The 13,590-nt window shown below is 45.7% G+C and carries 13 protein-coding genes; all 13 read left to right on the plus strand.

What is annotated here, in order from left to right; translation table 11 throughout:
• Complete coding sequence (locus tag QUE65_RS03655) at positions 1-1,386, plus strand: TAXI family TRAP transporter solute-binding subunit (RefSeq protein ID WP_286281971.1); 1,386 nt, start codon at positions 1-3, stop codon at positions 1,384-1,386.
• On the plus strand, positions 1,383-2,585 hold the full coding sequence (locus QUE65_RS03660) for a BaiN/RdsA family NAD(P)/FAD-dependent oxidoreductase (protein WP_286281974.1): 1,203 nt from the start codon (positions 1,383-1,385) through the stop codon (positions 2,583-2,585). Before QUE65_RS03655 ends, QUE65_RS03660 begins: the two co-directional genes overlap by 4 nt.
• A 113-nt stretch (positions 2,586-2,698) precedes the next feature.
• Positions 2,699-3,172: a 4Fe-4S dicluster domain-containing protein gene (locus QUE65_RS03665; protein ID WP_215371992.1), complete on the plus strand. Its 474-nt coding sequence runs from the start codon at positions 2,699-2,701 to the stop codon at positions 3,170-3,172.
• Between the two features lie 12 nt (positions 3,173-3,184).
• Positions 3,185-5,032 carry an aldehyde ferredoxin oxidoreductase family protein gene (locus QUE65_RS03670; RefSeq protein WP_286281976.1) on the plus strand — a complete coding sequence of 616 codons (1,848 nt, stop codon included), beginning with the start codon at positions 3,185-3,187 and terminating at the stop codon, positions 5,030-5,032.
• Positions 5,033-5,038: 6 nt separating this feature from the next.
• Positions 5,039-6,295 (plus strand): NAD(P)/FAD-dependent oxidoreductase, encoded by a 1,257-nt coding sequence (locus tag QUE65_RS03675; protein ID WP_286282425.1) that lies wholly within the window; start codon positions 5,039-5,041, stop codon positions 6,293-6,295.
• A 9-nt stretch (positions 6,296-6,304) separates the two neighbouring features.
• Complete coding sequence (thiS, locus tag QUE65_RS03680) at positions 6,305-6,556, plus strand: sulfur carrier protein ThiS (RefSeq protein WP_286281978.1); 252 nt, start codon at positions 6,305-6,307, stop codon at positions 6,554-6,556.
• A 332-nt stretch (positions 6,557-6,888) separates the two neighbouring features.
• Entirely contained in the window at positions 6,889-8,946 is a 2,058-nt protein-coding gene (locus QUE65_RS03685) for a TonB-dependent receptor family protein (protein ID WP_286281980.1), read from the plus strand.
• A 139-nt stretch (positions 8,947-9,085) separates the two neighbouring features.
• The gene (locus QUE65_RS03690; protein WP_286281981.1) at positions 9,086-10,363 is read left to right on the plus strand and encodes a PQQ-dependent sugar dehydrogenase; all 1,278 of its coding nucleotides are present in this window, start codon (positions 9,086-9,088) and stop codon (positions 10,361-10,363) included.
• A 14-nt stretch (positions 10,364-10,377) separates the two neighbouring features.
• On the plus strand, positions 10,378-10,956 hold the full coding sequence (locus QUE65_RS03695) for a c-type cytochrome (RefSeq protein WP_286281982.1): 579 nt from the start codon (positions 10,378-10,380) through the stop codon (positions 10,954-10,956).
• A 4-nt stretch (positions 10,957-10,960) separates the two neighbouring features.
• Positions 10,961-11,359, plus strand: coding sequence for a VOC family protein (locus tag QUE65_RS03700; protein WP_286281984.1), 399 nt, complete (start codon positions 10,961-10,963; stop codon positions 11,357-11,359).
• Between the two features lie 266 nt (positions 11,360-11,625).
• Positions 11,626-11,778, plus strand: coding sequence for a light-harvesting antenna LH1, beta subunit (gene pufB, locus QUE65_RS03705; RefSeq protein WP_108508170.1), 153 nt, complete (start codon positions 11,626-11,628; stop codon positions 11,776-11,778).
• A gap of 12 nt (positions 11,779-11,790) precedes the next feature.
• Complete coding sequence (locus QUE65_RS03710; RefSeq protein WP_215372002.1) at positions 11,791-12,003, plus strand: light-harvesting protein; 213 nt, start codon at positions 11,791-11,793, stop codon at positions 12,001-12,003.
• 104 nt (positions 12,004-12,107) lie between these two features.
• Positions 12,108-13,547 (plus strand): PucC family protein, encoded by a 1,440-nt coding sequence (locus tag QUE65_RS03715; protein WP_286281987.1) that lies wholly within the window; start codon positions 12,108-12,110, stop codon positions 13,545-13,547.
• Positions 13,548-13,590: the final 43 nt, after the last annotated feature.

A 13,590-nucleotide genomic window follows, 5' to 3' on the forward strand; every position in this document is an offset into this window, starting at 1 on the left:
ATGGGCAGTTTCAAGGAAGACTTCAAAGATACCGCTGTTGCAGTTCTTGAAACCGCTCAGGATCAGTACCGAGATGCCATTAGTTTTATTAAAGAAACCTGGCCTCTGCTACTCCTTTTGCTTGTTATTCTGATTGGTCTGCTTGCCTATTGGAATCCGCCCCCACCGCGGCACATCATGATGGCATCTGGTATCGAAGGCGGTTCGTATGAGCAGTTAGCGTCTAAGTATGTAGACTTCTTTGCAAAAAGAGGTGTGACCATTGAATTGGTCCGCACCCAGGGTTCGCAAGAAAACATTACTCGTCTTGCTGACCGCAAAGATCCTATCCAAGCTGCTTTTGTTCAGGGCGGCTCCTTGCATGCTAAACAAGTTCCCGGTGTTGAGTCTCTCGGAAGTGTCGACTATGAGCCGATTTGGGTTTTCTATAAAGGATCATTTTTAAAAAACGGCTTATTGGATCTTGATAAATTCGCTAAAGCACGCGTCGCAATAGGACCCGAGGGCAGCGGCACCCATGTGCAAGCCATGAATATTTTGCGAGTTAGTGAGGTCGATCGACTGCCAAAACTATTACCAATCAAAAATGATGAAGCCGTGACCGCGTTAAAAAACGGTGAAGTTGATATTGTCTTGATGGTTGATGGCTTACGCGCTAAAAATGTCCAGGCTCTATTAAACGATCCAACGGTTAATTTATTGAGCTTTAATCGGGCTGCAGCATATACCAAGAACATCCATTATCTTGAGGAGCTCGAGGTACCTATGGGTGGCTTTAATATTGCGCGTAATTTCCCACCCAATGACACCAAAATGCTTTCTACCGTCACTAACTTACTGATTGACGATCGGATGCACCCGGCGATTCAGTTTCTGTTTCTCATGGCAGCCCAAGAAATCAATGGCAAGGAATCCTTTTTTACTAAGCGCGGTGAGTTCCCTGCATTTATGAACTCGGAGTTTCCAGAAAGCCCGATTGCGCAACAGTTTCATCAACGTGGCTTGCCAGTCTTAATGGACTTTTTACCATTTTGGGTGGCTGAATTTGTGCATCGGATGTTCTTTACATTATTACCATTTTTTGCGATTGCGTATCCAATCATCTTGTCATTACCTAGTTATCGACTAAGACGGGTGCAATCAAAACTCAATCGTATTTATGGGGAGCTAAAGTTTTTTGAGAATGATCTCTTAGTGAGCTACGATCCCAAGAAGTTGCCGGAGTATTTAGAAACGTTAGCTGGAATGGAAAGACGCGCCCTCGCGCTGAAAGTGCCTAAGCGCGCTTCAAGTGATTTCTATACCTTAAGAAGTAGTATTGATTATGTGCGCAACGCGCTGAATCGAGGCGATCACCAAATTCTGGGTCGAGAAAGCGCCATTTGATTTGGGATGCCATCATTATCGGTGGTGGTGCTGCCGGACTTTTTTGTGCAGGAATTGCAGGGCAACTTGGTAAAAAGGTTTTAGTACTCGATCACGCGCCAGTTTTAGGTGAGAAGATCCGCATTAGTGGTGGAGGGCGATGTAATTTCACTAATCTTCATTCGGCCCCTGAACATTTTTTATCCCTCAATCCCCATTTTGTAAAGAGTCCGCTAGCACGGTATTCATCAAAAGATTTCATCAATTTAGTGCGCGAGTACCGCATTCCGTTTCATGAGAAACATCGCGGTCAACTATTTTGTGACAACTCCGCAAAGGATATTATTAAGATGCTACTGACTGAGTGTCAGAAGGGCGATGTCACGATTCATCATCCAGTATCGGTTACCCATATCAGCCAAACGCAATCGCATTGGTCTTTAGAAACGACAGATGGAATTAAAAAAGCGACTCATCTAACCATTGCAACCGGTGGCTTACCGGTACCAGCGATTGGCGCGAGTGATTTTGGGTTACAAATTGCCAAGCAGTTTGAAATCCCAACCACATCGGTACGGCCAGCACTGGTACCGCTTTCGTTTACTTCCAATGAGTTTTCAGCATTCACCAGCTTGGCTGGAATCAGCATAGAGGCGAGCGTTCAGGCAGGACAACGTAATCAAAGTTACGGAACCTACCGTTTTGACGAGGATTTATTGATTACTCATAAAGGTCTCTCTGGCCCTGCTATTTTGCAAGCCAGTAGTTATTGGCAAGAAGGCGAAGCCATTCATATCAATTGGTTGGGTAAGGCTGATTTTGATGCGCTGTTTTCAGAGGCTGACAAAAAAAATGTAGATACGATCCTCGCAGAAGCGCTGCCGCAACGCGTTGCACAATTATTAACTGAGCAACTCAAGCTCACTAAACGCAATTGGGCAGAAGTGTCTAAGAAAGATCGAGAGGTCTTGCGTACTCATTTAACCAAAGCACAAATGAAGCCTGCAGGAACCTTGGGTTGGAAAAAAGCGGAGGTAATGTTAGGCGGAATTGATACAAAGGCCTTAGATGGGAAGACCATGATGGCTAAAAATCATCAGAATCTCTACTTCATTGGCGAGTGTGTGGATGTTACTGGCCACCTTGGAGGGCATAATTTTCAATGGGCTTGGTCATCAGCTTTTGTTTGTGCGAATGCGATAGCGCATCTCAAAAGTTAACAAAATTAAGGGTTTTTACTGACTCAAGATAAAGTTACTTGTTCTTGGCATCGCTTGTCCTTAATATTGACCAATATAAGCAAAATTATCATTTACACGATGGGGACACTCTCATGCAGAAATCACTACTCATTAATGCGGATAAATGCACTGGCTGTTTGCAATGTGAAATGGCTTGTAGTTACGAAAATTACGGCGTATTTAATACCGCCAAATCTCGGATCAAGGTTTTTGATTTTCATACCACAGGGAAAAAGGTTCCCTATACCTGCACGCAATGCGATGAAGCCTGGTGTTTAAAAGCATGCCCGGTTGATGCAATTCGGATTGATGCAAATACTGGCGCAAAAGTAGTGATTGAAGATGTGTGCGTAGGTTGCAAAGTTTGTACGATCTCATGTCCTTTTGGAACAATTAATTATGTCCAGGATTCTGGCAAAGTCCAGAAATGCGATTTGTGTGGAGGCGATCCCGCTTGTGCCACTTCGTGTCCAACCGGCGCCATTACCTACGTTGATGCTGATTGGACCGGCTTGGATCGAATGAGAGCTTGGGCAGACAAGCTTGGCAACCAACCCGCTGCTTAAGAGGAGATCATTATGTCTTGGTCAGGAAAAATTCTTCGTGTTAATTTAACTAAGGGTACTTGCCAGTCTGAGCCTCTTAATACGGCATGGGCTAAGGAGTACTTAGGTTCCCGTGGTCTCGCTTCGAAATACCTTGTCGAAGAAATTGACCCCAAGGTGGATCCCTTATCGCCTGATAACAAAATCATCTGGGCTACCGGACCGTTAACGGGAACAATGGCATCGACCGGCGGGCGCTACACCGTTGTAACCAAAGGCCCATTAACTGGGGCGATTGCGTGCTCGAATTCGGGAGGATATTGGGGAGCCGAACTCAAAATGGCAGGTTGGGACATGATTATTTTTGAAGGTAAATCGCCCAAACCTGTTTATTTATTTATTCAAGATGACAATGCGCAATTATTAGACGCCAGTTCCCTTTGGGGTCAATCGGTTTGGGAAACAGAGCCAAGTATTAAAGCTAAACACCAAGATCCACAAATTCGTGTTTCATGCATTGGTAAGGCTGGTGAGAATCAGGTTTTATTTGCATCGGTCGTCAATGATTTGCATCGAGCCGCAGGCCGCTCTGGAGTGGGCGCAGTGATGGGAAGTAAAAATCTGAAGGCGATTGCTGTTCGGGGAACCAAGGGGGTTGGTAATTTGAAAGACCCCAAAGGCTTTATGAAAGCGACAGCAGCTGCAAAGGCTGTTTTAGCTGGGCATGCTGTGACTGGACAAGGATTGCCGACCTATGGCACACAAGTGCTCATGAATGTGATTAATGAAGTTGGCGCTTTGCCAACGCGCAATCACAAAGATGTTCAGTTTGAGGGTGCTAAAGATATTTCGGCAGAAGCCATGGCCACCCCGCGTGAAACCGATGGTAAGCCTCATCTAGTAACAAACCAAGCCTGTTTTGGTTGCACGATTGCTTGTGGACGAATTTCAAAAATTGACGAGACTCATTTTTCAATTCAGAACCGCCCTCAATACATCAATGCCTCGGGAGGCTTAGAGTATGAAGCTGCATGGGCTCTTGGCGCTGCCAATGGAGTGAATGACCTTGAGGCTTTGCAATTTGCCAATATGGTTTGTAATGAAGAGGGCATGGATCCAATCAGTTTTGGCGCAACGATTGGCGCTGTAATGGAAATGTACGAAATGGGAGTGCTTAAGAAAGAACAATTAGGCATTGAAGCCCCATTTGGTTCAGCGAAAGCGCTTTGCTATTTTGCTGAGATCACTGCAAAAGGCGAGGGCTTTGGAAAAGAGATTGGACTTGGTTCAGCAAAGTTAACCAAAAAATATGGTCAGCCCGATTTATCGATGAGCGTGAAGGGTCAAGAGTTTCCCGCCTATGATGGCCGAGTTGTTCAGGGCATTGGTTTGGCCTATGCAACATCGAATCGAGGCGCATGCCATCTTCGTGGCTACACCATTGCGTCGGAGGTCTTAGGTATTCCAGTCAAAACAGAGCCTACTGAAACGAATGGCAAGCCCGAGCTGGTGAAGGCATTTCAGGATGCTACCGCCGCTTTTGACTCAGCTGGTATTTGCATTTTCACGAGTTTTGCTTGGACCCTCGCAGACGTGGCTCCTCAGGTGCAAGCTGCCTGCGGTGAAGAGTTTACGGTCGAAAATTTAAATACGATTGGCGAACGAATTTGGAATATGGAGCGCGACTTTAATAATCGTGCTGGCTTTACGAGTAAAGATGACAATTTACCGAAGCGTTTGATGACCGAGCCTGCAAAAACAGGACCCGGTAAGGGGACCGTTAGCGGTCTCGATAAGATGCTCCCCGAGTATTACAAAGTTCGTGGCTGGGATAGCGAAGGTCGTCTAAATTCCGAAACGCGCAAACGTTTAGGTCTTTGAGTAATGATGAAGCATGTCATTCTGGGCAATGGCCCAGCGGGAGTGTTGGCTGCTGAGCAGATTCGTCGTCTCAAGCCAAATGATTCGATTGTTCTGATTGGATCAGAGGACTCCCCGCCGTATTCACGGATGGCCATACCTTATTTGTTAGTTGGAAATATTTCTGAAGAAGGAACATTCCTACGAAAAGATGCTAATCATTTCTCCAATTTAAAGATTGAGCAAAAAAAAGCGCATGCAACACGGGTGGAGCCTGGGAGTAGACGCGTCACCCTTGATTCGGGTGAGATTATTTCTTACGATCGATTGCTAATTGCTACAGGATCTAAACCGATTCGACCGAATATTCCAGGAATTGATCTGCCTGGCGTGCATCCCTGTTGGACGCTTGAGGATGCTCGTGCGATTCAAAAGATTGCGAAGCCAGGCGCACGGGTGCTCCAGATGGGCGCAGGGTTTATTGGTTGCATCATTTTGGAGGCACTTGCAAGCCAGGGCGTCAAGCTTACGGTAGTAGAGATGGGCGATCGGATGGTGCCGCGCATGATGACCGAAAAAGCGGGTGGACTCATTAAGCAATGGGTTGAGCAAAAAGGAATCACGGTTTATACGAAGACGAAGGTGGAGGCTATTCAGCAAGGAGGCTCTGGTCTGCAAGTGAGCCTGTCCAATGGCGAGCGTATCGAGGTTGATCTTGTGATATCGGCCACAGGTGTAAAACCAAATATTGAATTCTTAAAAGATTCAAAGCTAAGTATTCATACAGGAATTACTGTCGATGATTGTATGCAAACCTCGGACCCTAATATCTATGCCGCTGGCGATGTCACCGAATCAACTGATTTCTGCACCGGCAAACCTATCGTTAATGCCATTCAGCCCAATGCTGCAGATCAAGCCATGATTGCAGCAACCAATATGGCGGGCGGTCATGCTCAAACCCGAGGCGCTTTACAAGTCAACGTTCTCGATACCCTAGGGCTTATTTCAAGTTCGTTTGGTCAATGGGCTGGTGTTGAGGGAGGGCAGTACGTTGAACATACCAACCCGGATCAATATCAATATATTCGCCTGGAATTTGATCGCGATCGCTTAATCGGCGCGACCAGTTTAGGTTTAACAGATCACATCGGAGCGCTCCGTGGTTTGATTCAGACCCGCGTTGCCCTTGGGGAATGGAAAGATAAATTGCTCGAGGATCCAACCCAAATTATGGCTGCGTATCTAGCCAAGGGGCAATCTCAAGCAGCTTGGATTGCTTAAAATTTCGTGATGCAGGTAACCCTCAAGCTTTTTGCAAGCCTTACTCCGTATTTGCCAAAACACGCCAAGCGCAATGAAGTGCAATTGGATGTACCAGACGGTATTACGGTTGCCCAAATGATTGAAATGCAAAATTTACCAAATCAATTAGTGCATTTGGTTTTACTAAATGGCCACTTTGTTGCCCCAGATCAGAGGGCTACTACGATCATTCAAGAAAATGACGCCCTTGCACTATGCCCACCCGTTGCGGGCGGATAATGCAGTTTGAACGTTTGATGGGTTGTACAACTGAGGATCTATTACGATGGTTACCAGATGCGCTTGGCGACTATTATGGAGATTGTTCTTTAGAAATTGATGGCAAGATATGGCTGCAATCAGCTCATGCAAAGGTACGGATGACTGGATTTACGAGGGATGACCGTCAGATTTCTTTGTTACGGATACCCCAGTTAGATCTTCAATTATGCTTTTTCAATTTAACTATTGATCAAGTTCAGGTGATCTTAGAGCGATTTGACCTATACACAAGAAGGGGCGGAGGTTGAGAATATTGCAGGCTAGTAAAAATAACTTTAAATGGCTTTAATTTGCGCAAACAACCGATCCTTTTAACAAGTCTTCTTGCTTTTCAATTCGCTTACGCCAAAGAGCCCGAGTACGAGGCTCCGCCATTGGATGAGGTGGTCATCTCCGTCAGTGGCTATGAGCAAAAAATATTGGATACAGCTGCTTCAGTTAATGTCGTCACTAGCAGTCAGATCCATAATGGACAAGCAGAAAATAATCTCTCTGAGCCCTTAAATCGTGTACCAGGCATTTTTGCTCTAAATCGCCAAAATTATGCGCAAGATTTACAGATTTCATCTCGTGGCTTTGGCGCAAATTCAACATTTGGTACGCGAGGCATCAGATTGTATGTTGATAATATCCCCGGAACTGTTGCGGATGGACAGGGTCAAATTTCGCACATTGATTTGCCATCCACAGAGCGTATCGAAGTAATTCGAGGTCCATTTTCAGTTTTGTACGGAAATTCATCGGGCGGTGTTATTAGTGTTTTCTCAGAAGATGGCGGCCCCAAAAATAATATTCAACCTTATTTTGAACTAGGTTCATATTCGCAGCGTAAAGCTGGTATTAAGGCAAGCGGCTTATATAAAAATACAAACTACTTATTTGATGTTGGCGATTTTCATACCGATGGCTATCGCGTTCATAGTGCTGCCGACCGATTTAACGCCAATTCAAAGATTAAATTTAGACCAGTGAGTGATTCCGTGATCACTTTCGTTGCCAATAATGTCAACCTCAGTGCCCAAGACCCTTTAGGTTTAACAGCGGTGCAGTTGGCTGCAAACCCCAAGCAGGCTGGTAACAACGCGATTTCTCAAAATACTCGCAAGACAGTTCTACAAACCCAAACTGGATTCACAATTGATACTCGCATTGATCAAAAAAATCAGCTGCTATTTACTCCTTATTATGGGCAGCGTCATGTGACCCAATTTCTTGCTGCAACCAACAATGGAGTTATTGATTTAAAGCGAGATTTTTATGGAATGGATAGTAAGTGGATTCATAAAGATCAATTGATTGGGATGCCATTGACATTCGTTGGGGGAGTTGATTTCAACGAAAATGATGATCAGCGTCAAACTTATCAAAATAATGGTGGTATTCAGGGAGCGCTAGGGCAAACGTATCGGATGAGCGCTAAAAACTTTGATCAATATGCTCATATTGATTGGCGTTTATTAGAGCGCCTCGCTTTAAATTTTGGAGCGCGTAATTCGCAAACAAATTTGAGCTCGATTAGTAATAATCCCAGTCTTAACAATACAAGTAGTGGGTCTCATGCGTATCAAGCCCTGACGAGTATGGTTTCGTTGCAATATTACTTATCCGAAGTTTCGAACGTTTATGTATCGTATGGTTCAAGCTTTGATACACCAACTTTAAATCAAGTGACCTATAACTCATCCTTTACAGGATCTAATTTTGGTTTAAATGCCGCAACGACTAAACAGGTTGAGATTGGTTTTAAGTCTAAATTGTCTAAATCAGCGCAAATTATCCTTGCTCTATTTAATGCAAATACAAGTAACGATATTGTGGTTGGTGCCTCAAGCTTGGGACGAACATCCTTCACGAATGCCCCAAAAACTAATCGTCAGGGTGTAGAAGCAAGCGCCCAATTTATTTTGCCCCATCAATTTGAGCTAAATATGGCGTACACCTTGTTAAATGCAACGGTTAAGGAAGCTTATTTAAATAATAATGCTTACATATTTAGTGGCAATCGGATACCGGGCGTGCCAAATCAAGGATTATTCTCCGAGTTATTGTGGGTGAAACCGAATAAATCCATTGAAGCTGCTGTTGAGGCACGAGTGAATGGTTCGATGGCTGTTAATGACATCAATAGTCCCAGCATGGCCACTGGATATGCTGTTCTGAATCTCAGAACAATGTTTCGACAAGAAATCGCTGGGGGTTGGTCGTTGTCCCAGTTTTTTAGGATTAACAATATCTTGAATCGATCCTATGTGGGGTCTGTAATTGTTAATCAAACGAGTAGCCAATTTTATGAACCTGCCCCAACCCGCAACTGGTTAGTGGGCGCCAAGGCAAATTATCAGTTCTGAGGGCATTTGCTTTGGGGCTAATGAAATGCTATCTATCAGGCAAAACCCTTATTAATTGTTATATCCATTACGGTAAAAAGGGATTAAATTAAAGTACTAACCTAATTAAATAGCACTCGGACAAAAAGGGGAAATAACCATGATCCATCGATCTATTTCAATTGCTTCAATGACTGCGTTTGCTTCATCACTCTTGGTTTTGCAAGGCTGTGCAACCGCTCCGGCCCCTAAGGCTGAGGCGCCTGCCCCAGCCCCGGTTGCTGCTGCGCCCGCTCCGGCATGGAAGCAGGGTATGGGCCCTGATATGGCTAATTCTAAGTTGGCCCCACTGCCTGGAAAGATGACGGTGACCCCTGTTAGCGATATTCCGATTGATAAGTTGAAATTACCACCCGGTTTCAAGATTGAAGTGTGGGCAACGGGGATGCCTGGTGCTCGAGCAATGGCACGCGGTGATAACGGCAAAATCTATATTGGTACTCGAGCAATTGGTCGAGTCTATGAGTTGAGCGACAACGGTAAAGAGCGAACCAGCCGTGTGGTGGTAGATAAACTCGTTCAGCCCGCTGGAGTGGCTTTCAAGAATGGCTCTTTATATGTAATGGCAATTAATAAAGTACTTCGTTACGACGGGATCGAAAAAAATCCAAACGTCACACCGGTTGATCTAACAGCGAAGTTCAATTTACCCCCGGAGCAACATCACAACTGGAAATACATCGCCTTTGGCCCAGATGGTAAGTTGTATGTACCTTTTGGAGCCCCTTGCAATATTTGTGAGCTACCAACTCCGGAATATGCTCAGATTCGTCGGTATAACCCAGATGGATCAGGTATGGAAGTGTTGGCAACGGGCGTGCGGAATACGGTTGGCTTTGATTGGCATCCCACCACCAAGCAACTTTGGTTTACCAATCATGGGCGCGACTGGATGGGAGACGATAAGCCAAATGACACCTTAAGCCGCATGCAAAAAACGGGGTTGAATTACGGTTTTCCCTATTGCCATGAAGGAAACATGCCCGATGACGTTGTGAAGAAGGCTAATCCTTGCGCTGGAGTCGAGCAGCCTGTTGCCTTAATGGGCCCTCATAGTGCCGTGATGGGCCTAAAGTTCTATACCGGCAATATGTTTCCTGCCGAATATAAAAATGCTGCCTTTATCGCACGTAAGGGTTCATGGAACCGTAATCAAAAAATTGGTTATGACGTTGTGATGGTGAAGTCTAGCGCGGATGGTAAAAACGCTAAGATCACCCCATTCATCACTGGCTTTATGAACCCTGCTGACCAATCCTTCTGGGGACGTCCTGCATATTTATTGCAGATGCCAGATGGCTCGATGTTGGTCTCTGACGAGCAATTGGGTGCAATTTATCGCGTGACTTACAAAAAGCAACAAGTAGCAGCTAAGTAATCTGCAGTATTGATGTGCAGTATCTACGAATAGCGACGTTAGCCTTAGGACTTATCTGTTCTAGTGCAACGTCGCTTTCTTTTGCCCAAGATATTAGCGCTAAGTTACAAGTTTGTGGCGCTTGCCATGGCCCAGATGGCAATTCAAAGATTGCGGGCACTCCGTCTTTAGCGGGTCAGCCTAAGACCTTTCTAGAAAATCAGTTGGTGATGATACGGGAGGGAATGCGCGATATACCCGCCATGAAAGGTCAGCTCGACGGTGTAAGTGATGCCGCAATTGTGGCTATTGCTAAGTTTTACTCAAACAGCCCCGCAATATCCCAAGCCGGACCTCGCAATGCAACTTTGTTTGAAAAGGGTCAAACCATTTCAAAAGAGGCTTTGTGTGGAACATGCCATTTGCCAAATTATGTTGGTAGAGATCAGATGCCACGTATTGCTGCTCAACGCGAAGATTATCTTCTCTATAGCATGAGGCAGTTTCGTTCTAATCAGGCTATTGGTAGAGATACAATCATGGCAGCATCACTTTATGGCATGAGCGATGATGATCTAAAAGCCATTGCTCACTATCTTTCTCAATTAAAGTAAGCCCATGACCCTTCTTATTGACCGCGTTGACCACCTCGTTCTTACTGTTACGGATATTGAGAAGACCACCCAGTTTTACGAAAGGGCACTCGGTTTTGAGCGGGAGTTCTTTAAGGGACCGGAAGGGCAGCCACGTTATGCCTTGTTGTTTGGCCCATACAAGATCAATCTTCAAGATAAAAATACCGAGACCCCAACGAAGGCAAAAGTTCCAACCATTGGTGCGGGGGATTTTTGCTTGATCTCAAAGGTGCCACTCGATGACTTTATTGCGCATCTTCAAAAAGTTGGTGTGGCGATTGATACCGGGCCGGTGCAACGGCGTGGAGCGCTTGGGCCAATTCGCTCGGTGTATTTCAGGGATCCGGACGGAAACCTGGTCGAAGTAGCCGAATACATCTAAATTTCACTGGAAAGCACCACAAAAGCCCCAAAAAGGGGCTTTTTTCTATTTCTTTAAATCACTGATTTAACTCAGTAATTTCCTTATTTTTCCATGGGTGGGCATTTAGACACCCAAATATGTATATTTTTATTGACAAAGATATATGTAAAATTAGAATTACACTTAGGAAAAGTAGGTTATTACGATTTTGTGGCAGAGGGTGTCATAAAACCCGCGTGCGGGTGGAGCACGAGCAGTAGGGTGTCTTTCAAAGGGAGAAAACTATGTCAGACCCAAACAAGGTATGGCCCACCGGCTTAACGGAGGCTGAATCTGAAGAGTTGCACCGTAATCTGATTCAAGGCACGCAGTTTTTTGGCATGATCGCAGCTCTTGCCCATTTGCTTGCGTACATTTATTCGCCTTGGCTGAAATAAGGAGATTAAAAAATGATTTACGGAAAAATGTGGTGTGTCGTAAAACCATCCGTCGGGATCCCATTGTTTTTGGGCGCCTGTGCAGTTGGTTCATTCGCTGTTCATACAATGATTCTCAACAATACAACGTGGGTTAAAGCATTTTTGAATGGCAACGCTGATAAAGTCGCAAGCGCTTCGGGCTCATCAGCGGGAGCACCTGCAGCACCTGCAGTGAAGAAGTAAAGTACTTTAATTTTTCACTAGTCCGAGGTCGGCGGGCCTCGGACTTTTTGCATTTTGATAGTGAGTCTTGACGCCGGTTGATCCTGATGGTGAGATAGCTATACATGAAACGCTTAAGCGAGAAACTAGTGCAATCCTGGGCCAGTCTTGGTCCTAAGTTTCTGCCGTTTGCGGATGCCGCTACCCCCGACTTACCCCTCTCGCGTCTTCTGCGACTATCCTTATTTCAGGTTTCGGTTGGCATGGCCTTGGTCTTATTGATTGGCACGCTTAATCGCGTGATGATTGTTGAACTTGGGGTACCCGCTTCTTTAGTGGCGATCATGGTTTCCTTGCCACTCGTATTTGCGCCATTTCGAGCATTAATTGGTTTTCGCTCGGATACCCATCGCTCTGAACTTGGGTGGCGACGTGTTCCCTATATTTGGCTCGGAACCTTAGTTCAGTTTGGCGGCCTTGCAGTCATGCCATTTGCCCTATTGGTTTTGTCCGGCGGTGGAAATTCGGCTAGCGCCCCAGCTTGGATAGGTCAGGCCTCTGCCGCCCTTGCTTTCTTATTCGTGGGGGCCGGTATCCACATTACCCAAACCGTTGGCTTGGCACTCGCAACCGATTTAGCCCCTCAAGAGTCGCAACCCAAAGTAGTTGGACTGATGTATGTCATGTTGCTCCTTGGAATGATTGTGAGCGCATTTGTATTTGCCGCGGTCTTGGAGGATTTTTCACCAGGCCGTTTAATTCAAGTGATTCAGGGGTGCGCAATTACGACGATGATTTTGAATGTGATTGCGCTATGGAAGCAGGAGACCCGTGATCGAAATCGTCGTTTTAAGAATCCCGACCAACCCACATTTAAACAATCTTGGGAGCTCTTTTGCAAAGGCGATCACGCTATTCGTCGCTTAACCGCAGTTGGTTTGGGAACCATGGCATTCACCATGGAGGATGTTCTGTTGGAGCCCTATGGCGGTGAAATTCTTAAACTTAGTGTTAGTTCCACGACATTCTTGACGGCAACCTTGGCAATCGGTGGCTTAATCGGATTTGGCCTTGCATCGCGCGTTCTAAGCCGTGGGGCTGATCCATTTCGGATGGCCAGTATGGGGGCATTGCTTGGCTTACCTGCATTTATGGCGGTGATTCTGGCAGCCCCGTTAGCCTCCGCATCACTCTTTAGCTTCGGGGTCTTTCTCATCGGTTTTGGAGGCGGTTTATTTGGTCACGGTACATTAACCGCTACCATGAACCTTGCACCACCGGAGCAGCGCGGCTTAGCCTTAGGTGCCTGGGGTGCCGTGCAGGCTACTGGGGCGGGTATTGCGATGGCCTTGGGTGGAGTGATTCGTGATCTTATTAATTATTTCGCGATGAGCAGTTATTTCGGTCCTGCTTTGATCGACCCGAGTACAGGCTATATTGCTGTTTATGCACTCGAGATCGTGCTCTTAATTGCGACGATCATTGCCATGGCCCCATTAATCAAGCAACGGGTATTACCGCAACCCTTGCAAACAAGTTCGGGCGGTATAGGTCGTAGTTCTTAATCAAGGAGAAAGCAATGGAAGCTGGTTATGTTGTCGCAATTTT

It is taken from the genome of Polynucleobacter sp. HIN8 (genome assembly GCF_030297615.1).
Taxonomy (GTDB): domain Bacteria; phylum Pseudomonadota; class Gammaproteobacteria; order Burkholderiales; family Burkholderiaceae; genus Polynucleobacter.